Raw genomic sequence first — 24,172 nt, 5'->3', positions numbered from 1 at the left:
CCGCATCATCCACCGCACAGACCAAGGAAAGCCGACGATGACTTCTCCTCCGTTGCTCGCCGTGGACGATCTGCGCGTCGAGTTCCCCACACCGGCCGGTCCCGTGGAGGCCGTGGGCGGCGTGTCGTTCACGGTCTCCCCCGGGGAGACGGTCGCCGTGGTCGGCGAGTCGGGCTCCGGCAAGAGCGTCAGCTCCCTCGCGGTGCTCGGGCTGCTCGGCAGCGGCCGGATCACCTCCGGATCGGTTCGCTTCCAGGGTGAGGAACTCGTCGGCGCGGGCAGGGAACGGTTGCGCCGCCTCCGGGGCTCCGAGATCGCCATGGTGTTCCAGAATCCGATGAGCTCGCTCGATCCGCTGTTCACGATCGGCGGCCAGATCGCGGAGGCCCTCCGGATCCACCGGCCGATCTCCCGCGGTGCGGCCCGTGCGCGCGCGGCCGAGTTGCTGCGCGAGGTGGGGATCCCGGATCCCGAGCGCCGCCTCCGTTCCTACCCGCACGAGCTGTCCGGCGGGCAGCAGCAGCGGGTGCTGGTGGCGATCGCGCTGGCCTGCGATCCGGCACTGCTCATCGCCGACGAGCCGACGACGGCGCTGGACGTCACCGTCGAGGCGCAGATCCTCGAACTCATGCGCAAGCTGCAGCATGAGCACGGCGCGTCGCTGCTGTTCATCACGCACGACATGGCGGTGGTCGCGCAGATGGCCGACCGCGTCGTCGTGATGTACGCGGGCCGGGTCGTCGAGCAGGGGGCGGTGGCCGATGTGCTCCGGTCGCCTCGCAACCCCTACACCCGGGCGCTGATCGACTCGATCGCGACGCCGACCACGCCACGGGACGTGCCGCTGCCGGCCATCGCGGGCAGCGTGCCGAACGCCGCGGACTTCCCGGCCGGCTGCCGGTTCCACCCGCGATGTCCCGAGGTCCTGGACCGATGCCGGACGAGCGAGCCACCGCTGCTCGACATCGAGCCGGGCCGGTCGAGCCGCTGCTGGCGCCACGACGCCGGACAGGCCGGCGAGCCGGTGGCGGCCGGAGGGAGCGTGCCCGGTGTCAGGTGAATCGGCGCTCACGCCCACGCTGTTCGAGGCGCACGACCTGGTCAAGCACTTCCGGCGGCGGGGCGGTGTCGTCCAGGCGGTCAACGGGGTGTCGCTGTCGATCCCCCGTGGACGCACGGTCGGTCTCGTCGGCGAGTCCGGATCGGGGAAGTCGACCGTGGCGCGCCTCGTGCTCCGGCTGCTCGAGCCGACCTCGGGGCGGATGTCCTTCGACGGGGCCGATCTCCTTCGTGCGTCGCGGACCGAGCTGCGCGGCCTCCGGCGAAGGATGCAGATCGTGTTCCAGGATCCCGCCGGCTCGCTGAACCCGCGCATGACCGTGCTGCAGGTCGTCGGGGAACCGCTCGTGGTGCATCGCCTCGCGCGCGGCAGGGACCTGCCCGCCCGGGTGGTGGAGCTGCTGGAACGGGTCGGCCTCGGCGCCCGCGACCTGTACAAGTACGCCCACCAGTTCTCCGGGGGGCAGGCGCAGCGCATCGGCATCGCCAGGGCACTGGCCACCGACCCCGACCTCATCGTGTGCGACGAGGCGGTTTCGGCGCTCGACGTATCCGTACAGGCACAGGTCCTGAACCTGCTCAAGCGGCTGCAGGCGGAGAGTGGGCTGTCCTACCTCTTCATCGCCCACGACCTCAACGTGGTGCGGTACATGTCCGACGAGGTCTGCGTCATGTACCTCGGCGAGATCGTCGAGCGAGGCGACGGGGACGCGATCTTCGCCGATCCCCGCCATCCCTACACCCGGATGCTCGTCGACGCGATCCCGGAGCTCACGACGACCGGACCGCTGCGGACCGCGCGGTCACTGCCGGTCGGCGAGCCCCCGAGCCCGAGCGCTCCACCCTCGGGATGCCGTTTCCACACCCGCTGCCCGCACGTGACCGATGCCTGCCGGGCCGCCGTTCCGCCCCTGCGCCAGGTCTCGGCCGACCGCAGTGTCGCGTGCCTGCTGGCCGAGCCCCAGCGGGAGGTGGCCGCGACATGATCTTCTACACCCTCCGCAGGCTTGCCTACGGCGCCGTCGTGATGGCTCTGGTCACCGTGCTCGTCTTCGTGATCATGCGCATGGTGCCGGGTGACGCGGTCAGCCTCCAGCTCCAGGAGACCGGGGTGAGCGCGGAGGAGGCCGCGGCGATGCGCGCCCAGTTCGGCCTCGACGACCCGGTGTGGGTCCAGCTGTGGACGTGGCTGGCCGGTGCGTTCCAGGGCGACTTCGGGACCTCGTACTACGGCGGGGAACCGGTGCTGTCGCTGTTCCTCGACCGCGTGCCGGTGACGGTGCAGCTCGGCCTGCTCGCGATGGTGATCGGTTCGCTGCTCGGGATCGGTCTGGGCATCGTCGCCGCGGTCACCCGCGGGTCGGCCACCGACGGCGCCGTGCGGGCGTTCGCCGTCGCGTTCCTTTCCGTGCCCAACTTCGTGGTCGCCCTGCTGCTGCTCACGATGTTCTCCCTCTGGTTCGCCTGGTCACCCCCGCTCGTCTACGCCGGCCCTGGAGAGGACTTCGGAAGCTGGCTCCAGCAGATCGCGATCCCGGTCTTCGCGCTCGGCACCGGCGGAATGGCCGCCATGGCCCGGATGACCCGCTCGTCGATGCTCGAGTCACTCGGCTCGGACTACATCCGCGCGGTGCGGGCCAAGGGCGCCGGCAACCGGACCGTGATCGCGAAGCACGCCCTGCGGAACTCGACGATCTCCGTGCTGACCCTGCTCGGCCTCGAACTGGCGACCGTGCTCGGCGGAACGGTGATCATCGAGCAGATGTTCTCGATTCCCGGTACCGGCCAGCTCATCTACCAGGCCGTGCTGGACCGCGACTACCCCGTGGTGGTGGCCTGCACGATCTTCTACGCGGCGCTGTTCGTGGTCATCATCATCATCATCGACCTGCTGTACGCGCTCGTCGATCCCAGGATTCGCACCGGGAGGGCGCTGTCATGAGCGAGGAGCAGAAGATCCACCAACAGGCGGGCGAGCCGTCGCCTACCCGGCGGCGCGGTCCGAGAGCCGTGTTCGCCGCACTGCGCGGGTTCGTCGTGGCTCAGCCGCTGGGCGCCGTGGCGCTGGTGTTCGTCACCGCGTTTGTCCTCGTGGCCGTGTTCGCGCCGTTGCTGGCGCCGTACGACCCCCTGGAGCAGTTCCGCCGCGAGATCCTCCAGCCACCGTCGGGCCGGTTCCCGCTCGGCACCGACGACCTGGGCCGGGACGTGCTCAGCCGCACCATCCACGGCGCCAGCACGTCGCTGCTCATCGGGGTGGTCACCACCGCGATGAGCCTGGTGCTGGGGACGACGATCGGGGTGATCTCCGGGTACTTCGGCCGCGTGGTCGACGTTGTCCTGCAACGGGTGATGGATGCCGTGCAGGCGGTCCCCGGCATCGTGCTCCTGCTGTTCATCGCCGTCATCCTCGGCCCGTCGATCCGGAACACGATCATCGCACTGACCGTCGTGATCACCCCGTCGTTCAACCGGATCGCCAGGGGCGAGGCGTTGCGGGTCAGGGAGGAGCGCTACATCGAGGCCGCCCGCGCCACCGGAGCGACCATCGGGCGGATCCTGGTGCGGCACGTGCTGCCCAACATGTTCGCCCCCGTGTTCACGCTGGGCAGCCTGATCTTCGCCGGGGTGATCATCGCGGAGTCGGCGTTGAGCTTCCTCGGCATCGGCGCACCACCTCCCACGCCCTCGTGGGGGCTCATGCTCTCCGAAGGCGTGCGCTACGTCGAACGGGCGCCCTGGCTGATCATCGTTCCCGCGGTCGTGCTCTCACTGGCGGTGTTCGGGTTCAACCTGATCGGTGACGCGCTGCGCGACCACCTGGACCCGCGGCTGGCGGGCCGGGTCTCCCCGCGTTCGGTGCGGCCGCGCTGGTGGCGCGGGCGGCCACCCTCCCGGCTCGCCCCCACCCTCGCCCGCGCGGTCGAGCGCGCCGAAGGAGACCCCGGAGAAGGACCACCGACGACATCCACGCGCTGAGCATCGAACAGTCCGAAAAGGAGACTCATGGAGATATCGCTGGAGGGCAAGGTCGCCCTCGTCACCGGCACAGGCCCGAACATAGGCAGCGGCATCGCGCTCGCCCTCGCGCGCTACGGCGCGACGGTGGCCTGCAACGACCTGAACCCGGCGGCCGCGAAGACCGCGGTGGAGCGGATCGAGCGCAACGGTGGGAAGGCGATCGCGGTTCCCGGCGATGTCACCGACGAGCAGCAGGTCCTCGGCTACATCAACAAGGTCGTCGAGACCTGCGGCCACATAGACATCCTCGTCAACAACGCCGCGTTGCTGGGTGGCATGGGCGTGCTCGACGAGAGCGCGGAGTTCTTCGGGCGGGCCGTCCAGGTCGCGGCGATGGGCAACTTCCTCAACACGAAGTACGTCGGCCGGCACATGGCGGAGCGGGGAATCCGCGGCTCGATCGTCGCGATCTCGTCCTCGAACGGCTGGTCCGGCTCCGCCGGCGTGATCGCCTACGCCTTCCACAAGGGAGGTGTCAACAACTTCGTGCGCGCGGCGGCGATGGACCTGGCGCCCTACGGCATCCGCGTGAACAGCTTCACGCCGACGGCACCGACGCCCGACAACCCGGAGCTCGTCGCGGAACAGGGCGCCGGAGGAGTGCTCGACCGGCCCCGCTCGGGCGGGATCGGCGGCGAAACCGGCCAGGAGGAATGGCGCAGGCCGGCGCGCTGGTCCGGGGCGCGCCCGCCCCTGGTGCCGATGGGCACGACCGGCACACCCAGCGACATCGGGCACTGCGTCGCGTGGATGTGCTCGGACTACGCCCGCCTCATCACCGGATGTGACTTCGTGGTCGACGGCGGCGCGCGGGCGAAGAACTTCGCCTACGCACCGGCCCCCGCATCCGAGGTCGCGGGTCCCGTTCCGCTGGTCCCGCTCGACGTCACCGGTGAGCTCGACAAGGAGTTGACATGAAGCGACGTGCGTTGTTCGCGGCCCTGACGGCGGCCGTGGTGACGATGGCGGGTTGCAGCGGCGAGGGCGGGTCCTCGGCAGGTCCGGGGGGAGAGCCGGTTCCCGGCGGCACCCTGGTGTTGCAGCTGCCCGCGGAGATCAAAAGCGGCATCAACCCGCTGGAGTCGAGTGACCCGACCGCGATGGGGATCGTCTCCGGCACGGTCTACAGCAAGCTGGTGGAGTTCAAGACCGGCCCCGGCGTGGAGGGTCTTGAGGTCGTGCCCGACCTGGCGGAGTCGTGGGAGATCACGCCCGACGGGCTGACCTACACCTTCCAGCTCCGCGACGACGTGCGCTGGCACGACGTCGCGCCGGTGAACGGCCGGCCGTTCGTCGCCGACGACGTGGTGGCCACGTTCCAGGCACTGAAGCAGTCGACGGGCGTGCACGGGTGGATGATTGAGCCGGTCACCGACATCTCCGCGCCGGACGAGCACACGGTGGTCTTCACCCTGAGCAGGCCCTACAGTCCGCTGCTCGAATACCTCGCGTACCACTTCAACATGATCCTGCCGAGGGAGGGTGTCGAGGGCGAGTTCGACCTGGCGACCAAGGCGATCGGGACTGGCCCGTTCATCCTCGACAGCCACAAGCCCGACGTCGAATGGGTCCTGCGCCGCAATCCGGACTACTTCGTGCCCGGGCGCCCCTACCTCGACGAGATCCGCAGGCCGATCATGACGGACGCCGCCGCCGTCACCGCGGCGTTGCGCAGCGGACGCCTCGATGTCGGCACGACCAGCGATGCCAACATGGCCGAGGAGTTCCGTTCGCGGGGCGGCTTCAGCATCACCGAGACCCCGGGCGCCCCGGTCAGCTTCTACATCAACCCCGAGCGGGAGCCCTTCGACGATCCCCGCGTGCGGCAGGCCGTCGTCGAGGGGATCGACTGGGCCGGCATGGGTGAGAACATCCGCGGGCGGTTCAACCTGACCTCGATGCTCCGGCCGGACACCAGTGACGCCGCGCTCACGGAGGAGGAGGTCCGCGAGGTTCGCCCGTTCGACCCCGAGGGGTCCCGGTCGCTGCTGGCGGAGGCCGGGCTGCCGAACGGGTTCTCCACGACGTTGACGGTGCAGCGTGTCGACGACGAGGACGTGCGCGAGGCGCAGTGGATCCAGGCCGACCTCGCCGATATCGGGGTGAAGGTGGAGATCGAGATCGTCGACCCCGCTACCGGCATCGATCGCCGGCGCAGTCACGACTTCGCGATGGCCAAGGCGTTGCGCGGGGTGCACCTTGCCGACCAGGTGTGGCGTGACTTCGAACCCGACTCGATCGAGAACTACGCCCTGGTCGACGATCCGGAGCTCAACGACCTGATCGCCGGCGCGCGCGCCGAAACCGACCCGGCGGCCCGTGGCGAGCTGTACCGGCAGGCGCAGCTCCGCATGGAGACGGAGATTCGCCAGGCCCTCTATCCGATCCAGAAGTTCGACTACACCATCGCGGGCGAGCGCGTGCACGACCTGTACGCCAGCCCGATCTACCAGGGCAGGCGGCTCGCCGACGTGTGGGTGACCCAGGAGTGACCGCACCGCCGGACCCGGCTCACCACGAGCCGGGCCCGGCGGGCTCGTCAACCGGTGTGGACTCCGTTCGCGGCCTTCAGCGACCGGCTGATCGCCCGGGACACCTCGCGCAGCGCGATCTCCAGCTCGCGCGGGCGGGCCCGCTCGGACTCGACCACGACGGAGATGGCGGCGGTGACCTCACCCGAGATGGCGAGGACCGGGACCGCGACCACCGTGTTGGGCAGCGTGATCTGCCCGTGCGCCACGGCGACGCCGGTACGCCGGATCTGGGTGAGGATCCGGCGCAGCTCTCCCGGGTCGACCACGGTCTTCGGGGTGAACCGTTCGAGCGGTGCGCTCAGGACCTCGTCCTGCACATCCTGGCCGGCATGGGCCAGCAGGACCAGGCCGGTACCCGTCGCGTGCAGCGGCCACCGATCGCCCACCCGGCTGGTGATCGGATGCCTCAGCCGGGACCGCATGGTGTCGACGTAGACCACCTCGCTGCCGTCGCGGACGCCGAGGTGCACGTTGCCGCCGGTGGTCCGGTGCAGATGGCTGAGGAAGGGGAAGGCGATCTCGCGCAGCTGGAGGCCACGTGGCGCGAGAGCCGACAGCTCCAACAGCCGCAGCCCCACGCCGTAGCGCCCGTCGTGTCCCCGTTCGAGGGCGCCGAAGCTGACGAGTTCGGCGACGAGCCGGTGCGCGGTCGGCAGTGTCAGCTCGCCCCTGCGGGCGATCTCGCTGAGCGAAAGGAGCCGGTGCTGGTAGTCGAACGCGCCCAGCACCGCGAGAACACGGCCCGCCGCCGTCCGGCCTGCGGGCGCGAGCGAGTCAGTGGGTGGCTCGGCGGTGGTGGTGGTCATGCTCAGCTCCTCCGGTCGCGAGGGTGTGGCGGCAGGAACCTTGGGTACGAGGCACGTCGGTCCTGCGCGCCAACGTCGTCGTCCAGCGCCGCCCGGGTCAGGTTTACTCTCGGCACCGGAGAGCCATGTCACAACCGTCGTCCCGCCGCGCGCGGCCGACCAGGTCCGGCATGCCGGTCCGGGACGAATGACGTACGACTGACTTGCGTCCTGAGGCACGGTTAGGGCGGGGAGCGGCCGGGTATGCACCGCAAGACCTCGTCCAGACCGTCGTGCAGGAAGGACACCGAGTGCCATGACGGACGTGTCGAGCCAGGGCCCCGGACCGGGGGACGACCGCCCCGTGCTGACCAACCGGCAGGGGCATCCCGTCTACGACAACCAGAACCAGCGGACGGTCGGCACTCGCGGCCCCGCCACTCTGGAGAACTACCAGTTCCTTGAGAAGATCAGCCACTTCGACCGCGAGCGCATTCCCGAGCGGGTCGTGCACGCCCGCGGCACCACCGCGTTCGGCTTCTTCGAGGCGTACGGAACGTGGGGCGACGAGCCCATCGGCCGCTACACCAGGGCGAAGCTGTTCCAGGAGCAGGGCAAGCGGACCGACGTCGCCGTGCGCTTCTCCACTGTCATCGGGGGCCGCGACTCGTCCGAGTGCGCCCGTGACCCGCGCGGCTTCGCGGTGAAGTTCTACACCGAGGACGGCAACTGGGATCTCGTCGGCAACAACCTCGCCGTCTTCTTCATCCGCGACGCGATCAAGTTCCCCGACGTCATCCACGCGCTCAAGCCCGATCCCGTGACCTTCCGGCAGGAGCCCAACCGGATCTTCGACTTCATGTCGCAGACGCCGGAGAGCATGCACATGCTGGTGAACCTGTTCAGCCCGCGTGGCATCCCAGCCGACTACCGGCACATGCAGGGCTTCGGCGTCAACACCTACAAGTGGGTCAACGAGGCGGGTGAGACCGTGCTCGTGAAGTACCACTGGATGCCGGCCTCGGGCGTGCGGAGCATGACGGAGGCCGACGCCGCGGCGATCCAGGCCGAGGAGCTGGGGCACGCGACCCGGGACCTGCACGAGGCCATCGAGCGCGGCGATCCACCGGAGTGGGAGCTGCTGGTCCAGCTGATGACCGACGAGGAGCACGCCGAACTCGACTTCGATCCGCTCGACGACACCAAGGTGTGGCCGGAGAACGAGTTCCCGCCGAAGCCGGTGGGCAGGATGGTGCTGGACCGCACCGTGAGCAACTTCTTCGCGGAGAACGAGCAGATCGCCTTCGGCACCGGTGTGCTGGTGGACGGCCTCGACTTCTCGGACGACAAGATGCTCGTCGGCCGCACCTTCTCCTACAGCGACACGCAGCGCTACCGGGTCGGGCCCAACTACCTCCAGCTCCCCGTGAACCAGCCGAAGAACGGCCGGGTGCACACCAACCAGCGGGACGGGGAGATGACCTACTACGTCGACCAGGGCGGCGGCAATCCCCATGTCAACTACGAGCCGTCCATCACCGGCGGGCTCCGGGAGGGCCAGTACCCCACGCACGACGAGCAGGGCCCGCGGATCGAGGGGCGGCTGACCCGCAAGCGGATTCCCCGGACCAACGACTACGTCCAGGCGGGCCAGCGCTACCTGCTCATGGAGGACTGGGAGAAGGACGACCTCGTGCGCAACCTGGTCAACCTGCTGTCCCAGTGCGAACGGCCGATCCAGGAGCGGATGGTGTGGCACTTCCTGCTCGCCGAGGACGAGCTCGGTCAGCGCGTCGGCGACGGCCTCGGCATCGGTGCGGACGACGTGGCAGCGCTGAAGCCGCTGGCAAGCCAGGATCTCACCGAGGAGGACCGCAAGCGGCTGGAGAACCTGGGCCGCAACGGCCGCCGGGACGTCGCCGACCTGAGGATGACGCACTGCGTTCCCGACGAGCGCGCCTCGGCCACCCGCTCCTGATCCCCGGTCACCTCTCGTGAGTGCGTNGGCTGGAGAACCTGGGCCGCAACGGCCGCCGGGACGTCGCCGACCTGAGGATGACGCACTGCGTTCCCGACGAGCGCGCCTCGGCCACCCGCTCCTGATCCCCGGTCACCTCTCGTGAGTGCGTACGCGAGTTAGAACGCTGTTACGCACTCACGAGCGGTGACCTGCTTCAAACAGTGCGCTATGGTCCGCTACGGCAGTTCGAGGACAGGCCTCTTACGGCGTGGTGAGCGGTTCGGCCTGGTAGACCCGGTGAAGCAGGTCCAGGAAGGACGGTGCGCCGGGCAGGGCAACCGCGCCGATCCGGTGGACCGCGACGCCCGGTGTCCAGGAGTTCATGACGACGCCCCCGGCCAGCGCGGGCAGGTCGGCGAGCGTGACCTCCTGCGTGCGCTGGGGCACACCGAGGCGGTCGAGCTGCCTGCGGACGATGCCCATCGTGGTGCCGGCCAGCATCTCGGCCCCGGGCCACACCACCGCGGCGCCGTCCCAGAAGGCCAGGTTCCAGATCGAGCCCTCGCTGAGCCTGCCCCGGTGGTCGACGAAGGCGGCGTCGTCGAAACCCTGTCCGGCGGCCCGGCGGAGGAAGTACGTCTTGGCCACCTCGCCGACATGCTTCACAGCAGGCAGGACACGTTCGTGCTCGACCGCCGCGAGTGCCAGCGGGCCCACGGGACCGGATGCGGCCGGCCCGGTACGGACCAGCACCTCGGGCTCCGTGTCGGCCTCGGCCACGGTGAACTCGCCCGCAGGCGAGTACATCGTGACCAGCAGTGAGAGGTCGGCGGGACCGCTCGCCAGTGCCGTCCGCAGGAAGGACCGCACCCGGTCGTCGGGCAACGCCCGGCCGAACAACTCGACCGAGGCGGACCGCAGCCGCTCCAGATGGAGGTCGAGCCCTCGGACCCGGCCCCCGCGCACCTGCATGGCGGTGAAGTGTGCGTAGCCCGCGAAGGCGAGCGGCGCCAGCTCCCCGGCGGTCGCCGGCCTGCCGTTACGTTCGACGACGAAAGAGGTCATGACGGCAACGTAGGATCTGACACAGGTGTGAGTTTCAAGCGCGGATGGGGGAGATCACACTGAGGATGAAGATCGGTGACCTGGCGCGCGCGACCGGCGTGAGCCCGCGCCTGCTGCGCTACTACGAGGAGCAGGGACTGCTCACGTCGCACCGCGTCGGCCGTGGCCACCGCCGGTATGCCGATGATGCCCCGGTCGTGGTCGGTCACATCAGGGCCCTGCTCGCCGCCGGCCTGCCCACCAGCGCCATCCGTCAGATGCTGCCCTGCGTCGAGGGCCCGGGCCCGGAGCTGAACCACTGCGCGACGGCAACACTGCGCGAGCACCTCCACGGCCTGGACGACAGGATCTCCACGCTGCGTAGTGCCAGGTCCGCGCTCGCCGGTCTCCTCGCCACGACCACGACCCCTGCCGAGCGTCAAGGCTCGTGAGTGCCGAGCAGAGTTAGAACTCGGCTAGGCACTCACGAGCGGTGACCGGCTTCAGCGCAGGAGCTCGCGGGCCAGCGCGTCGCTCCACCATCGCTCGACCCGATCGGGCGGCCACGCGCGTTCCGTGGTGAGCGTCGTGTAGACGTCGATGTTGCAGATCGCGGCGTAGATGTCAACCGCGGACGGTATGTCGAGGCCGGGCCGGAGCACGCCTTCCGGCCAGGACGAGAACACCTGGACCCGGGTCTCGTCGCCGCGCCTGCGGGCCTCGCGGTATGCCGTCGCGAACTCGTCCTCGGTCCGGCCCGCTTCCCGTACCAGGGTGATGACGTCGCCCGCGCGCTCGAACAGGCGCCGGTCGTAGGAGGCCATCGCCGCGAGCTGCCGCTCAGGGTCGCTCGGCGCGGCTTCCAGGTCCGCGAGCTGCCGCGAGGCATCGGCCGAGAGGTCGGCCGCATCGGCAAGGGCCCAGATCAGCCCCGCCTTGTTGCCGTAGGCCGCGTAGACCGTCGGCACGGCGACTCCCGCCTCACGCGCCACATCGCGCACGGTCGTCGCCGCCCAGCCACGGGAGACGAAGAGCCGCCGGGCCGCATGGGCGATCCCGGCCCGGGTCGCCTGCGCCTGCGCCGTCCTGCGCAACGAGTCGTACCGGCGCCGGCCTCTCTCTGCACTCATGATCGTCCTCGGGGTTTCCGCTGTGTATATTCAATATATGGTACGTAAACTCAAAGCAGGAGGGCTGGTGTTCGCCCGTCTCGGTGGCTTCGCCGGGCTCGGCTTCGCCGCGCTGATCGTCCTCGGCAACGCCGTCGTGGTGCCGGCCGGCCTGCCGCGCACGGACGCCGACACCGCCGAGGTCGCCGCGTTCTTCACCGAGAACGAAGATGCCGTCGGCATCGCGTCCTCGCTCGGGCCGATCGCCTGGGTGCTGGCCGCCGTGTTCGGCGCCGGTGCGGTCTCGGCGCTGTGGCCGTCCGATCGCGGGCGGGGCGAGGCGTGGTCCCTGGTCGGGCTCGCCGGCCTGATCCTGCAGAACGGCACCTTCGCCGGGGTGATCGCGATCCGGCTCGCTCTCGCCTCGGCCACCGCCGACGATGGCACCACTGCCGGGCTCTGGGCGCTGCACGACGCGCTGTTCACGCTCAACGGCACCTTTCTGGCACTGGCCCTCATCGGACTGTCCGTGGCCGGCTTGCGTGCCGGTCTCATTCGCCAGTGGCACGGCGGCCTGGGACTGCTGGCCGCCGCGCTGCTGTTCGGTTCGGCCACGCTCGCTCCCCTGGTCATCGACCACACCGGGCCGCTCGGCCTGCTCGGCCTGGCCGGCTGGCTGATGTGGGTCGCGTGGATCGTCGGTTACGGCATCACCCTGATCCGCCTGCCGGCCCCGGCCGGCGACGAACACTGATTGTTCGCTCCGCCCTGGGCGGCTTGCCGGTAATGTCACGGTCGCGTGGCCGGAGCTGGCAGGCGGGGCGAGGTGACTGGGGTGGCTGGGGGAGCCGCGGGGCTGCTGTGGCGGTTCGGCCGCCGGTCTGCGGTGGTCCTCCGGATGGCGACTCTGCTGCCGATCGCCGCGGTCGCCCTGCTCCGCGTCTCGGCGCAGCAGCTGGCGGCCACCGCGTCGGTGGTCGGTGTCATGGTGGTATGGACCTGCGCGTACGGGTGGTGGCTGCTGAGGGCCGAGGGCCGCCTGCCCGTCGTCGTGGACGTGGTGGTGCTGCTCGGTGTATGCCTGAGTGTCTTCTGGACCGGCGCCGTCGAGGAGACCAATGTCGGCTGGATCAGGCTGCTCATCACCTTCGCGTGCGTCACCTACCAGTGGCACACCTCGTTGCTGGCGGGCGGGATCGCCGCGCTGGTGGTCGACGGCGGGCTCCTGGTCGCCGCCGCCGCGACGGGAGCGGACGGGAGTGTGCTGAAGGCGATCGCGTGGGTACTGGTGGCGGCTGCGCTGTCCAGGACGGCGTGGGTGCTCGTCGAACGTGCCGCCGCGCGGGCCGACCGGATGACCGCCGAGGCCGAACGGGCGCGCCGGGAGTCGCTGGTGGCCGCCGCGGTGCGCGCCGAGGAGCGCGAGCTCGCCAACGCGCTGCACGACACCGCGGCCACGACGCTGCTGATGGTCGGTACCGGGCAGGTGCCCGCGAATGCCGACTGGCTCGGGCCGCAGGCGAGGCGCGACCTGGACCGGCTGCGCTCCGACGGCGCGCGGCCACGCGGGCACGCCGATCTCGTCGAGCTGCTGCGGGCCGACCTCGATGCCGTGCACCTCGACGTCGAGTTCGACGGCCCGGCACTGCTGCCGCTGCCTTCCGGGGTCGCGAGAGCCATCGCGGATGCGGCGGGGGAGGCTCTCAACAACGTCCGAAGACACGCCGGCACGGAACGGGTGGCCGTCCGGCTGCGCGGTGACGCGGTGGGACTGCGGCTCGACATCGCCGACGAGGGAAGCGGCTTCTCGGCCGACGACGTCCCGGCCACCCGCCGTGGACTACGGGATTCGGTGCGGGGCCGGATGAGCCGTGTCGGCGGTACAGCCGTGATCACCTCCACGGTGGGAAGCGGCACGGTCGTGCGCCTGGAGTGGGGCCATGGCCGTGGATGACACCGGCGAAGTGCGGACGCGGGCGCAGCTGCAACTCGGCCTGCGGACCGCGACCCTGCTCGTGACCGTCGTCATCGTCTGCGGGCTCGGCCTGTCCAGCCTGGTGCGCCACTGGGATCGCTACGACCAGCCCCTGGCGCAGGCTGGCGCCTTCGCGGCACTCGCCGCCGTGCTCGGCGTCGAGGCGGTGCTGCTCGTCCTGCGCAGGCCGTGGCGCCGCTCCCTGCGCCGGACGGCGATCGCCGTGGTGTTCGCCGCGTCCGCTCTCTCCTACGCCACCGTGCCCGACGGTCGTACCTCGACCTCGGTCGACTGGGTCTTCGGGGCCGCCAACTGGGTCGGCGTCGTCGTTCTACTCGGTCGTCCACTATGGATACTCGTGGCCTTTCTACTGGCTCACGAGCTCACTGCCCTGCTGAACCTGCTCGTGTTCGACGACGTCAGCCGGGCGGCACTGCTGCGGTTCGCCACGGGCTCGGTGAACGTGATCGGCTTCCCCCTGTGCGTGGCCGTGGTGGCTTCGGTGCTGCGCAGGCTCGGCAGCGCGGCGGCGGCTGCCGGCAGGGAGATCGAGCAGGCGCGGACCGCGGAGGCCGTCGCGGCCGCCGCGCACCGGCTCAGGCAGCAGCGCTTCGCCGAACTCGCCGAGAACACGATTCCGTTGCTGGAGGGGCTGGCCGACGGTTCGCTCACTCCGGACGAGGCCGGGGTCCAGCGTCGCTGCGCGATCGAAGCGGCCCGGATGCGGCGGCTTTTCGCGGAGGTGGACACCGTCGCGAACCCCCTGCTGCACGAGCTCCGCCACTGTGCCGATGTCGCCGACCGCAAGGGCGTGCTGGTGGAGCTCGACATCCGCGGCCGATGGCCGCCGCTGCCCGTGGCCGTCCGGCGCGACCTCACCGAGGCCGCGCTCACGGCTCTCGCAACCGCTGCCTCGTGGGCGCGGGTCACCGTGATCGGCGATTCCGCCCGCGTATCGGTGAGTGTCGTCGCGGACTGCGGAGCGGTGGACGTGCCGAGCCCCAAGGTGCCCGGCGTGCGAATCGACACGTTCGGCGACGACGAGACGATCTGGATGGAGGTCCAATGGCAGGCGACTCGACAGCGGACGACGCCGTCACGGCGGTGATCGTCGACGATCACGTGGCGATCGCCGCGGGCGTCCGGTACTGGTGCGAGCAGGCGGTGCCGCCCATCGCCCTGGTCGATGCCGGGAACCGGCTCGGCGAGGTCTGGACAGGGCCGGGCGCGGCCGCGGACGTGGTGATCTTCGACCTGGAACTGGTGCCCGGCAAGCCGGCGTTCGGTGAGCTCCGCAGGCTGGTGGACAGCGGCCGCTACGTGATCGTCTACTCGCAGCACGTCGACGAAGCCACCGCGATCAAGTGTGTCGACCTCGGTGCACTCGCCTACCTGACCAAGCGGGAAGGGCAGGCGCACCTGGTCCCGGCCATCCGGGCGGCCGCGCGGGGCAGGCCGTACACGGCACCGTCGTTGTCGGGTGCGCTCATGGCCGACGATGCCCCCGGCCGGCCGCGTCTCTCCGTGCGTGAGGCGGAGGTACTGCGGTCCTGGTTCGCCTCGTCGTCCAAGGAGCTCGTCGCCGCGAAGCTGAACATCACCGTCAAGACCGTCGACACGCACATCACCCGGGTGCGGATCAAGTACGCGAACGCGGGCAGGACGGCCCGTACCAAGAGCGAGCTGGTCAGCCGGGCACTGGACGACGGCCTCGTCACGCTCGCGGAGCTCAACCAAACCGTTACCGCGGTGTCGGGCGTTCACCCGACAGCAGAGGATTCCCTGCCCGCATAGCGTGGTGATCGCCGCGGCACTGCCGGGGGGACAGCCGTGTGACGTGGTACCTGCCGGCCGAGGGGCGGCAGGTACCACGTTGCCTGCCTGCCCGCCCGCGCGCGACGTCACACCTCGCGGAGGCGGCGGGCGAGGTCCTCCGGCAGCACGTCGGTGATGAAGGCGTCCATCCCGGACTCCGAACCGGCCAGGTACTTCAACTTGTCGGCCGCGCGGCGCACGGAGAACAGCTGCAGGTGCAGGTAGCCGAGGTCGTCGTCGTCGCTGACCGGCCCCTGGTGCCAGGCGGAGATGTAGGGCAGCGGCGCGTCGTAGAGCCGGTCGAACCGGCGCAGCAGGTCGAGGTAGAGCCCGGCGAACTCCTGCCGCTGCGCGTCGTCCAGCTCCGGGATGCTCCGGACCCGCCGCAGCGGGTACACATGCACCTCCACCGGCCAGCGCGCCGCGGCCGGAACGAAGGCCACCCAGTCGGTCGTCTCGGCGACCACCCGCAGTCCTGCCGCCCGCTCGGCGGCGATCACGTCGGCGTGCAGGTTCCCGCCCGTGCGCTCGCGATGCCCGCGCGCGACCTCCCACATCCGCCGGGTGCGCGGCGTGACGAACGGGTAGGCGTAGATCTGCCCGTGCGGATGCGCGAGCGTGACCCCGATCTCCGGCCCCCGGTTCTCGAAGCAGAACACCTGCTCGACACCGTCGAGCGCGGACAGTTCCTCGGTACGGTCGGCCCACGCGTCGACGACCACCCTGACCTGGTCGTGGCTCAGGTCCGCGAACCGCGCGTGGTGGTCGCTGGTGAAGCAGACGACCTCGCACCGGCCGTAGCCGGGACGCACCGGAACGAGCGGGTGGCGCACGTCGACGTGTCCGGGCCCGGCGTGCGGGGACAGGCTCGGGAAGCGGTTCTCGAAGACCGCGACCGTGTAGGCAGCCGACGGGATCTCGGTCTGCCGCCCGTTCGCCGAAGGGCACAGCGGGCAGTCGTCCTCCGGCGGCCGGAACGTGCGGTGCTGCCGGTGCGAAGCCATCATCACCCACTCGCCGAGCAGGGGATCGAGCCGCATCTGCGAGGCCGTGCTGACCGCGGGGAGCCGCCGTGGATCCGGCTGCACGTGCACGCTCTCGCCGTCGGCCGCGAAGTACAGCAGCTCGCGGCCGTCGGCCAGCGTCGTGGTCGTCCTTTTCACCGGGTCATCGCTCCTCGGGCCACGCACGTGGGGATCGGCACGCATTCAACCATGAAGAAACACAAACCAACAGACTTGCTCGCTCGCGGTGCTCACCAGGAGTGTTGTGTTGCGGAAGGCAGTCGTGGCCTGTTGCGTAGCGCGGAAGTCGTCCAGCGCGTGTCCGGCTCTGTCTGGTACGCCCCTAGCACTGTTGAAACATGGGCGGGTTTGGTCGCAAGTGTTGACACCGCCATCCAACATGTGTGAAATACTTCACGCCGAGTGAGATTCGTGTGAACCATGACTTTCGCCGGTGCTGTGGCGCCAGCGAACCGCTGGCGCGGTCCCCCCGAGAAGGGTGTTCGACTGTGCTGTCACTCGCACCACTGACCCGACGACCCCGACGAGGCAGACGCGGTTCGCGCCCGGCCTCGGTGACCGCGGCACTGTCCGCGCTGCTGATCGTCGCGACCGCGTCGCCGGCGGCCCTCGCCCAGACCTCCGACGGCTGGGAGATGGGCACGCCGAGGCTGACGACTCCGTGGACGGCTCAGGTGTCGCCCGGCAACGCGCTGCCGGAGTATCCCCGTCCGCAACTGACCCGCGACCAGTGGCGAAACCTCAACGGCGTCTGGGAGTTCGCCGGCGCCACCGACGGCGAGGCGCCCCCGTTCGGCGAGACACTCGCCGAACGGATTCTCGTGCCCTATCCCACCGAGTCGGCCCTGTCCGGCATCCAGCGGCACGAGGACCACATGTGGTACCGGCGCACGTTCGAGGTGCCTCCGAACTGGCGGGTCGGCAAGGCGAACTCGCTGAAGCTCAACTTCGGCGCGGTCGACTACGCCGCGACCGTCTACGTGAACGGCAGGCAGGTCGCCACGCACAAGGGCGGCTACGGTTCCTTCTCCGCCGACGTGACCGGCGCGCTGAAGCCCGGCGGCCCGCAGGAGATCGTCGTCGGGGTGGAGGACCGCACCGACGCGACCTGGCAGCCGGTGGGCAAGCAGCGCCGCGTGCCCGATCGCGGCATCTTCTACGAGGGCGCCTCCGGTATCTGGCAGACGGTCTGGATGGAACCGGTGCCCACCGGACACGTCAATACGCTCGACATGGTGCCCGACATCGACTCCTCGACCCTCGGCCTGACGGTGAACACGGCGGGCGAGTCCGGCGGGCTGGCCGTGGAGGCCACGGTCAAGGACGGCAACCGGATCGTCAGCCGCACCAGCGGCCCGGCCGACGACCCGATCGAGCTACCGGTGCCCGATGCCAAGCTCTGGTCGCCGGACTCCCCGTTCCTCTACGACCTCGAGGTCGTCCTCAAGAACGGCAACCGGCCCGTCGACCGGGTCTTGTCGTACTTCGGCATGCGCGAGATCGGCACCACCGAGGGAGCCGACGGCAGGCTGCGGATGACGCTCAACGGGGAGATCCTCTTCCACATGTCCACTCTGGACCAGGGTTACTGGCCGGACGGCATTTACACCGCGCCGACGGACGAGGCGCTGCGGTTCGACCTGGAGGAGCACAAGAAGCTCGGCTTCAACACCGTGCGCAAGCACATCAAGACCGAGCCCGACCGCTGGTACCACCACGCGGACAGGCTGGGCCTGCTCGTGTGGCAGGACATGCCCTCGATGCGTACCGGCGGTCGCCCGCCTGCCGACGCCCAGCGGCAGTTCGAGGCCGAGCTGCACGAGATGGTCGAGCAGAAGAAGAACTGGACCTCGGTCGTCGGCTGGGTGCCGTTCAACGAGGGCTGGGGCGAATGGTCCAGGGACGCCACCGGCCGGATCGCCGACGAGCTCAAGGCGCAGGACCCGACCCGGCTGGTCAACGCGCACAGCGGTGTCAACTGCTGTGACTCGCTCGGTGATTCCGGTCGCGGCGACGTGATCGACTGGCACGCCTACCCGGGCCCGGCCAAGCCGATGCCCGAAGGGGAGCGCGTCTCGATCGACGGCGAGCACGGCGGCTACGGGCTCGAGGTCGAGGACCACATGTGGTTCGGCGAAGGGCATGCCTACCGGATGCTGCCCGACGAGGAGAGCCTGACCGCCGCCTACGTCGACAACCAGCGCGAGGTGCTGGCCGCCGCCCGCAGCTGCGGGATCAGCGGGGCGATCTACACCCAGATCACCGATGTCGAGCACGAGGTGAACGGCTTCCTCACCTACGACCGGCAGGTCCGGAAGATGGACTACGCCCAGGTCCGCGCGGTCAACGAGTCGATCATCCGCAACGCCGACGGCAGTGGTGACGGCGGGCCGGCTCCGGATCCCGGCACGCCCGGACTCCAGGGCGTGCACGCCTACAATTTCAACGAGGGCAGCGGCTCGACCGCGGCGGACGCGGTCGGCGACGCGGATGCCACGCTGAGCGGTACCGAGTGGGCCGAGGGCGTGCACGACGGCGGGCTGTCCTTCGGCGGCGCGGGCGAGGCCGACACCGGTGCGGCACTGGTCGACACTGCGGGCGGTTACACGGTGTCGGCGTGGGCCAGGCTGGACGAGGCGGGCGGCGCCTTCCAGACCGTCGTCAGCCAGGACACCGGCGGCAACAGCGCGTTCTTCCTGCAGTACTCCGGGCAGGACCAGCGCTGGGCGATGAGTTTCGTCGGGCTGCGGGCGCTCTCCCCGGAGAAGCCGGAACCCGGACGCTGGTACCACCTGACCGGCGTCCGCGACACCGAGGCGGGCACGCTCGAACTGTTCGTCGACGGCGAGAAGGTGGACACGAAGAGTGCCTGCTCCGCCGACGAGACCAGCGGCAGCACGGTGATCGGCCGCGGCCAGTACGGCGGCAACGAGGTCGACTACCTGCGTGGCGACGTCGACGACGTACGGGTCTTCGACCGGGCGCTCTCCGACGTCGAGGTCGCCGAGCTGGCCACGGCCGGCGAGTGACCCGTGGCCGGGGACGGGCGGGTCGCCGCCCGTCCCCGGCCGTCCCCACTTCCGGCATTCGTTGCCGTTTCTTGATACTTGCTTCTTGCGTGAAACTGTTTACTTCTGTTTGATTAACCCCGCCGGGGGCGGTGAACAAAGGAGTTCCACATGAACCGCGCGACATCTCCGCGCCACTGGCGCATTCTGGCCTCTTCCGCGGTCGTGCTCGGGCTGGCACTGACCGGCTGCACGAACCCGGGCGAGCAGGACCAGGCCGCCGCCCCATCCGGCGACGGCGGCGGGGACGGCCAGGTCGTCAAGGAGAGCTCCGGCGAGGACTGCACGCTGGAGGACTACGGCGCCGAGAAGCTGGACCTGGCGAACGCCGTGGTCGGCTTCTCCCAGTCGGAGCCCGACACCGCCGCCTTCCGGGCCGCGGAGACCAAGTCGATCCGCGAGGCCGCCGACGCGGCCGGGGTCGAGCGGCTGCTCGTGACCAACGCCAACAACGAGCTGCCCAAGCAGATCGCCGACATCCAGAACATGCTGAGCCAGGGCGCCGAGTTCCTGATCGTCGCCCCGGTGAACTCCGACGGGCTCGACCCGGCACTCGACGCGGCCAAGCAGAAGGGCGTCCCGGTGCTCACGATCGACCGCAAGGTGACCAACACGCACTGTGAGGACTACGTCGCGTTCCTCGGCTCGGACTTCTACGAGCAGGGCAGGCGCGCCGCCGACGCGATGAACGAGGCCACCGGCGGCGAGGCGAAGGTCGCCATCCTGCTGGGTTCATCGGGCAACAACGTGACGGACGACCGCAACTCCGGCTTCAAGGAACAGGTCGCGGCGGAGTACCCGGGGCTGGAGATCGTCGCGGAGCAGACGGCCAACTTCGCCCGCGACGAGGGCCAGTCCGTCGCCGAGCAGCTGTTGCAGTCCAACCCGGACATAACCGCGATCTACGCGCACAACGACGAGATGGCGCTCGGCGCGGTCACGGCGGTCCAGGCGGCGGGCAAGCAGCCGGGAACCGACGTCAAGATCGTGTCGATCGACGGTACGCGCAACGCCGTCCAGGCCATTGTGGACGGAAATATCAACGCCGTGATCGAGTCGAACCCGCGGTTCGGACCGCTGGCCTTCGAGACCGCCGAGAAGTTCTTCGCCGGTGAGGCGATCCCGGAGGACGTCATCATCGAGGACGACGAGTACAACCAGGACAACGCCGAGGCCGAACTCGGTAACGCCTTCTAGAAGGACCGGGAAGACGATGGTGACTCCCACCGACACGGCCCGGCCGCCGTCCACCGGGACGGCGACCGTGCTGGAGACCGAGGGCGTGACGAAGTCCTTCGGCGGCGTGCAAGCGCTGCGGGGCGTCGACTTCCACCTGGCCGAGGGTGAGATCCATGCCCTGGTGGGGGAGAACGGCGCCGGGAAGTCCACCCTGATCAAGGTGCTGACCGGCGTGCACCGGCCGGACGAGGGCAGCGTGCGGTTCGCGGGCAGGGAGGTCGAGTTCCACCGGCCCGCGGAGGCGCAGCGGGCGGGCATCTCGACCATCTACCAGGAGGTCAACCTGGTGCCGCTGCTCTCGGTGGCCCGCAACATCTTCCTCGGCCGGGAGCCGCGTACCCGGTTCGGCCTCGTGGACACCGCGGCGATGAACCGGAGGGCGGCGGAGCTGGCCGGCTCGCTGGGCGTCGACATCGACGTCACCGAGGACCTCGGCAGGCTCGGCCTCGGCGCGCAGCAGATGGTGGCGCTGGCGCGGGCCATGTCGGTGGACAGCCGCGTGGTGATCATGGACGAGCCGACGTCCTCACTGGAGGCCAGGGAGGTGGCCACGCTGTTCGAGGTGGCCCGCAACCTCGCCGGCCGCGGGGTCGGGCTAGTGTTCGTCTCGCACCGGCTCGACGAGCTGTGGGAGCTGTGCGACCGGGTCACCGTGCTGCGTGACGGGCAGCTTGTGCACGCGGGCCCGATGGCGGAGCTGGACCGGGTGAACCTGGTCGCCCACATGCTCGGCCGGGAGGTCGCCGACGTGGTCCGCGGCGGCACGACGGAGTTCGGCGACACGCACCGGCGCGACCGGGAGCCCGTGCTGGCCGTGACCGGCCTGGATGTGCGCAAACGGCTGCACGACGTCGCCTTCACCGTGCGCCCCGGCGAGGTCGTCGGACTCGGCGGCCTGCTCGGCTCCGGGCGCAGTGAGACGGTCAAGGCGGTGTACGGGGCGCTGCCGGTGCGGGCAGGCACGGTGAGCGTCGATGGGCGGCCGGTGCGGGCGAACTCGGTCCGGCACGCGCTGCGCTCGGGTGTGGCGTTGCTGTCGGAGGACCGCAAGGCGGAGGGCATCGTCCCGGATCTGTCCGTCCGGGACAACATCGCGCTCGCCGTGCTGCCTCGTTTCTCGCGTGCCGGGCTGGTCGCCGAGCGGCGGATCGACGCGCTCGTCGACACCTTCGTGCGCAGGCTGCGCATCAAGGCGGCAGGCCCGCACCAGAAGGTGCGCGAGCTCTCCGGCGGCAACCAGCAGAAGGTACTGATGGCGCGGTGGCTGTGCACGGAGCCCAGGGTGTTCCTGCTCGACGAGCCGACCAGGGGGATCGACGTCGGCGCCAAGGCCGAGGTGCAGGCGCTGATCGACGAGCTCGCCGAGCAGGGACTTGCCGTGGTGCTGATCTCCAGCGAGATGGACGAGCTGGTGGAGGGGGCCGACCGGATCGTCGTGCTGCGCGACGGGACGGTCGAGCGGGAACTCTCCGGCGAGCTGCTGACGAGCGCCGCGCTGCTCGCGGCGCTCGCCGGTGCCGGGGCGGGGAGCGAGGAGCACGACGATGAGTGAACAGGTGGCCGCCCCGCCGCGGCCCGCGGCACCGGAGCCGCGCAGGGGACGACGGTTCGACGCCGACTGGATCAGGCGCAACGGCGTGTACGTGGCGCTCGTGGTGCTGCTGGCGATCAACGTCGTCATCACCGACAACTTCGTCAGTGAGGGAACACTGCGGCTGCAGCTGATCCAGGTGACACCGGTACTCATCGTGGCGCTGGGCATGGCGCTGGTGATCGGCACCGAGGGCATCGACCTCTCGGTCGGCGCGGTGATGGCGATCGCCGCCGCGCTGATCCCGCTCTACATCGGCTACGGCACCGCCGTGGCCATCGGGATGGCGGTGCTGGCCGGCGGCATCAGCGGGGCGCTGGCCGGGACGCTCGTCGGCCGCATCGGCGTCCAGCCGATCATCGCCACGCTCGGCATCATGGTCGCCGGGCGCGGCCTGGCCAACCTCTTCGGCGGCGAGATCAAGAGCATCCGCGATCCGGGCATCGTCGCGCTGGGCTCGGAGAGCCTGCTCGGCGTGCCGTACGTGGTACTGATCGCGGCGGCGGTGGCGGCCTCGGTGTGGTTCCTCGTCCGCCGCTCCACCTTCGGGCGCGAGCTCGTGGCGATCGGCGGGAACAAGCGCGCGGCTGAGCTCGCCGGGCTGCCTGTGCGCCGGGTGCTGACCACCACCTACGTGATCTGCGGCCTGCTGGCCGCGCTGGCCGGGGTGTTGCTGGCGGCGCGCTCGCAGGCCAGCGACCCGACCAAGGTGGGACTGCTGGTGGAGCTCTCGGCCATCACCGCCGTGGTGATCGGTGGCACGCCGCTCTCCGGCGGGCAGGTGCGGATCGCGGGCACGATCGCGGGGGCGCTGCTCATGCAGCTGATCACCGCGACGCTCATCTTCCACGACATCCCCGACTCGACGGCGCAGATCGCGCAGGCCGTGATCGTGGTCGCGGCGGTCTACGTCCAGCTCGGCCGCAGGAAGGCGAAGTCATGACGGCAACGACCGCGGCCCCGGAGCACCTGCCAGGGAGCGGCCGCGCCCGCCTCGCGCGGCTGGCGCAACGGCAGGGCGCGCTGGTGATTCTCGTGGCCGCCGTGCTCGTCTCGACGTTCGTCTTCGACTCCTTCGGCACCGCGGGCAACCTCACCAACATCGCACTGCAGGCCTCGTTCCTTGCCGTGGTGGCGCTGGGAATGACCTTCGTCATCATGTCCGGTGGCATCGACCTTTCGGTCGGCTCGGTGTTCGCGCTCGGCGGGGTCCTGGCGGCCTGGGGCGCGCAGCACGGGACGTGGGCGGCGCTGTTGGTGCCGCTGACCGTGTGCGGTGCCATCGGTCTCGTGCAGGGGCTGGTCATCGCGCGCGGCGGGCTGCCGCCGTTCATCGTCACGCTGGCCGGGCTGCTGTTCGCGAGGGGCCTGCTGCTGCTCATCAGCGACGAGGGCGCCACGACCTACAAGGTCCCGGCGGGCTCGGCGTTCCGCGAGCTCGCGCAGGGCGGCTTCCTCGGCATCGGCTATCCGATCTGGATCGTGCTCGCGGCGTTCGCGGCCGGCGGGCTGGTGCTGCACCGTACGTCCTACGGTTCGACGGTGCTCGCGGTCGGCGGCCAGGAGGACGCGGCGGACCTGATGGGCCTGCCGGTGGCGCGGACGAAGCTCGTCACGTACACGATGTCCGGGGTGCTGGCCGGTTTCGGCGGCCTGCTGATGGCGTCGTACACGTCCTCGGGCGTCACCGTGCTCGGTGTCGGCATGGAGCTGGAGGTCATCTCGGCCGTGGTGCTCGGCGGAACGCTGCTCACCGGTGGTGCGGGCACCGTGCTCGGCTCACTCGTCGGCGTGCTGCTGCTCCAGGTGATCCGCAACGTGATCAACCAGGTCGGCTCACTCAACTCCAACTGGCAGGCCGTGATCAGCGGGACGATCCTGCTGATCGTGGTCACCGTGCAGCGCTGGCTCGCCACCGTCGAGCGCCGGTAACCCTCGTGAGTGCGC

21 protein-coding genes are annotated in these 24,172 nt (G+C 70.2%); 17 read left to right on the top strand and 4 right to left on the bottom strand.

Features of this window, described 5'->3' with window-relative positions; translation table 11 throughout:
• The first annotated feature begins 37 nt into the window (after positions 1–37).
• The 6 genes from JAP66_RS16685 to JAP66_RS16660 are packed head-to-tail and all read left to right on the top strand — an operon-like array spanning position 38 to position 6,572.
• A complete protein-coding gene (locus JAP66_RS16685) occupies positions 38–1,060 on the top strand; it encodes an ABC transporter ATP-binding protein (RefSeq protein WP_199432650.1) in 1,023 nt (340 codons plus the stop codon).
• Positions 1,050–2,045: an ABC transporter ATP-binding protein gene (locus tag JAP66_RS16680; protein WP_199432649.1), complete on the top strand. Its 996-nt coding sequence runs from the start codon at positions 1,050–1,052 to the stop codon at positions 2,043–2,045. The genes JAP66_RS16685 and JAP66_RS16680 overlap by 11 nt, the downstream gene beginning before the upstream one ends.
• Complete coding sequence (locus tag JAP66_RS16675) at positions 2,042–3,001, top strand: ABC transporter permease (RefSeq protein ID WP_199432648.1); 960 nt, start codon at positions 2,042–2,044, stop codon at positions 2,999–3,001. The genes JAP66_RS16680 and JAP66_RS16675 overlap by 4 nt, the downstream gene beginning before the upstream one ends.
• Positions 2,998–4,038 (top strand): ABC transporter permease, encoded by a 1,041-nt coding sequence (locus tag JAP66_RS16670; protein WP_199432647.1) that lies wholly within the window; start codon positions 2,998–3,000, stop codon positions 4,036–4,038. Before JAP66_RS16675 ends, JAP66_RS16670 begins: the two co-directional genes overlap by 4 nt.
• Positions 4,039–4,065: 27 nt before the next feature.
• Positions 4,066–4,998, top strand: a complete 933-nt coding sequence (locus JAP66_RS16665) for an SDR family NAD(P)-dependent oxidoreductase (RefSeq protein ID WP_199432646.1) — start codon at positions 4,066–4,068, stop codon at positions 4,996–4,998.
• Positions 4,995–6,572, top strand: coding sequence for an ABC transporter substrate-binding protein (locus JAP66_RS16660; protein WP_199432645.1), 1,578 nt, complete (start codon positions 4,995–4,997; stop codon positions 6,570–6,572). Before JAP66_RS16665 ends, JAP66_RS16660 begins: the two co-directional genes overlap by 4 nt.
• A gap of 47 nt (positions 6,573–6,619) precedes the next feature.
• On the opposite strand, the gene JAP66_RS16655 is transcribed toward JAP66_RS16660, so the two are convergent.
• Entirely contained in the window at positions 6,620–7,420 is an 801-nt protein-coding gene (locus tag JAP66_RS16655) for an IclR family transcriptional regulator (RefSeq protein WP_199432644.1), read from the bottom strand.
• A 295-nt stretch (positions 7,421–7,715) separates the two neighbouring features.
• On the opposite strand from JAP66_RS16655, the gene JAP66_RS16650 reads away from it, so the two are divergent.
• Positions 7,716–9,377, top strand: a complete 1,662-nt coding sequence (locus JAP66_RS16650; protein ID WP_199432643.1) for a catalase — start codon at positions 7,716–7,718, stop codon at positions 9,375–9,377.
• 243 nt (positions 9,378–9,620) lie between these two features.
• Here JAP66_RS16650 and JAP66_RS16645 read toward each other — a convergent pair whose 3' ends face one another.
• A complete protein-coding gene (locus JAP66_RS16645) occupies positions 9,621–10,424 on the bottom strand; it encodes an aminotransferase class IV family protein (protein ID WP_199432642.1) in 804 nt (267 codons plus the stop codon).
• Between the two features lie 65 nt (positions 10,425–10,489).
• On the opposite strand from JAP66_RS16645, the gene JAP66_RS16640 reads away from it, so the two are divergent.
• Positions 10,490–10,855 (top strand): MerR family transcriptional regulator, encoded by a 366-nt coding sequence (locus JAP66_RS16640; RefSeq protein ID WP_199432641.1) that lies wholly within the window; start codon positions 10,490–10,492, stop codon positions 10,853–10,855.
• A gap of 51 nt (positions 10,856–10,906) precedes the next feature.
• On the opposite strand, the gene JAP66_RS16635 is transcribed toward JAP66_RS16640, so the two are convergent.
• A complete protein-coding gene (locus JAP66_RS16635; protein WP_199432640.1) occupies positions 10,907–11,533 on the bottom strand; it encodes a TetR/AcrR family transcriptional regulator in 627 nt (208 codons plus the stop codon).
• Between the two features lie 67 nt (positions 11,534–11,600).
• Here JAP66_RS16635 and JAP66_RS16630 point away from each other — a divergent pair, with 67 nt between their 5' ends.
• The 4 genes from JAP66_RS16630 to JAP66_RS16615 all read left to right on the top strand — a co-directional run bounded on the left by JAP66_RS16630 (position 11,601) and on the right by JAP66_RS16615 (position 15,281).
• Positions 11,601–12,266, top strand: coding sequence for a DUF4386 family protein (locus tag JAP66_RS16630; RefSeq protein ID WP_199432639.1), 666 nt, complete (start codon positions 11,601–11,603; stop codon positions 12,264–12,266).
• A gap of 81 nt (positions 12,267–12,347) precedes the next feature.
• Positions 12,348–13,466, top strand: coding sequence for a sensor histidine kinase (locus tag JAP66_RS16625; protein WP_199432638.1), 1,119 nt, complete (start codon positions 12,348–12,350; stop codon positions 13,464–13,466).
• The gene (locus JAP66_RS16620; protein WP_199432637.1) at positions 13,453–14,595 is read left to right on the top strand and encodes a hypothetical protein; all 1,143 of its coding nucleotides are present in this window, start codon (positions 13,453–13,455) and stop codon (positions 14,593–14,595) included. The genes JAP66_RS16625 and JAP66_RS16620 overlap by 14 nt, the downstream gene beginning before the upstream one ends.
• Positions 14,553–15,281: a response regulator gene (locus JAP66_RS16615; protein ID WP_199432636.1), complete on the top strand. Its 729-nt coding sequence runs from the start codon at positions 14,553–14,555 to the stop codon at positions 15,279–15,281. The genes JAP66_RS16620 and JAP66_RS16615 overlap by 43 nt, the downstream gene beginning before the upstream one ends.
• Before the next feature lie 107 nt (positions 15,282–15,388).
• Here JAP66_RS16615 and galT read toward each other — a convergent pair whose 3' ends face one another.
• Positions 15,389–16,465 carry a galactose-1-phosphate uridylyltransferase gene (galT, locus tag JAP66_RS16610; RefSeq protein ID WP_199432635.1) on the bottom strand — a complete coding sequence of 359 codons (1,077 nt, stop codon included), beginning with the start codon at positions 16,463–16,465 and terminating at the stop codon, positions 15,389–15,391.
• A gap of 350 nt (positions 16,466–16,815) precedes the next feature.
• Here galT and JAP66_RS16605 point away from each other — a divergent pair, with 350 nt between their 5' ends.
• From JAP66_RS16605 to JAP66_RS16585, 5 genes are all read left to right on the top strand, one after another.
• On the top strand, positions 16,816–19,356 hold the full coding sequence (locus tag JAP66_RS16605; protein ID WP_199432634.1) for a LamG-like jellyroll fold domain-containing protein: 2,541 nt from the start codon (positions 16,816–16,818) through the stop codon (positions 19,354–19,356).
• A gap of 150 nt (positions 19,357–19,506) precedes the next feature.
• Positions 19,507–20,592, top strand: coding sequence for an ABC transporter substrate-binding protein (locus tag JAP66_RS16600; protein ID WP_199432633.1), 1,086 nt, complete (start codon positions 19,507–19,509; stop codon positions 20,590–20,592).
• A gap of 16 nt (positions 20,593–20,608) precedes the next feature.
• Positions 20,609–22,186: a sugar ABC transporter ATP-binding protein gene (locus JAP66_RS16595; protein ID WP_199432632.1), complete on the top strand. Its 1,578-nt coding sequence runs from the start codon at positions 20,609–20,611 to the stop codon at positions 22,184–22,186.
• Positions 22,179–23,168, top strand: coding sequence for an ABC transporter permease (locus tag JAP66_RS16590; RefSeq protein WP_199432631.1), 990 nt, complete (start codon positions 22,179–22,181; stop codon positions 23,166–23,168). Before JAP66_RS16595 ends, JAP66_RS16590 begins: the two co-directional genes overlap by 8 nt.
• Entirely contained in the window at positions 23,165–24,157 is a 993-nt protein-coding gene (locus tag JAP66_RS16585; protein WP_199432630.1) for an ABC transporter permease, read from the top strand. Before JAP66_RS16590 ends, JAP66_RS16585 begins: the two co-directional genes overlap by 4 nt.
• The last annotated feature ends 15 nt before the right edge of the window (positions 24,158–24,172 follow it).

The organism is Qaidamihabitans albus (genome assembly GCF_016464705.1).
GTDB classification, from domain to species: domain Bacteria; phylum Actinomycetota; class Actinomycetes; order Mycobacteriales; family Pseudonocardiaceae; genus Qaidamihabitans; species Qaidamihabitans albus.
This window is presented reverse-complemented; position numbering and strand designations above follow the sequence as displayed.